The sequence below is a fragment of the Pedobacter nyackensis genome, from assembly GCF_032678475.1.
Taxonomy (GTDB): domain Bacteria; phylum Bacteroidota; class Bacteroidia; order Sphingobacteriales; family Sphingobacteriaceae; genus Pedobacter; species Pedobacter nyackensis_A.
Genome location: NZ_JAVTSF010000020.1, coordinates 1 through 754 on the forward strand (window position 1 = coordinate 1; position 754 = coordinate 754).

A 754-nucleotide genomic window follows, 5' to 3' on the forward strand; every position below is an offset into this window, starting at 1 on the left:
TAAAACGGTTACGGTGACAGCCGCTGCCAAAACCAAAGTCTATGGCGAATCAGATCCTGAACTGACGTATACTGTTGCTCCGGCTTTGATCGGAACAGATGAGTTTACGGGTACATTAGAAAGAACAACTGGTGAGAACATTGGCAACCACGCCATTGGTCAGGGGAACCTTACCTTGAACAGCAACTATGCGGTGACTTATGTCCCTGCTGATTTAAACATCACTGCCAAAACGGTTACGGTGACAGCCGCTGCCAAAACCAAAGTATATGGTGAGACTGATCCTGAACTGACGTATACTGTTGCTCCGGCCTTGATCGGAACAGACGAGTTTACGGGTACATTGGAGAGGGCAACTGGTGAGAACATTGGCAACCACGCCATTGGTCAGGGTACATTGGCACTGAACAGCAACTATGCGGTGACGTATGTTCCTGCTGATTTAAACATCACTGCCAAAACGGTTACAGTAACTGCTGCTGCCAAAACCAAAGTATATGGTGAAGCTGATCCTGAACTGACGTACACTGTAGCTCCGGCACTGATCGGAACAGACGAGTTTACGGGTACCTTGGAGAGGGCAACTGGTGAGAACATTGGTGACCATGCCATTGGTCAGGGTAACCTTACCTTGAACAGCAATTATGCGGTGACTTATGTTCCAGCGAACTTAAGCATTACGGCTAAAGCGGTTACGGTAACAGCAGCTGCCAAAACCAAAGTATATGGTGAGACTGATCCTGAACTGACGTAC

General features: G+C 48.0%; 1 protein-coding gene. It reads left to right on the forward strand.

Going from position 1 to position 754, the window contains the following annotated elements; translation table 11 throughout:
• Positions 1-754, forward strand: a 754-nt coding sequence (locus R2Q84_RS25205; RefSeq protein WP_316819378.1) for an MBG domain-containing protein, incomplete at both ends; no start/stop codon positions are given.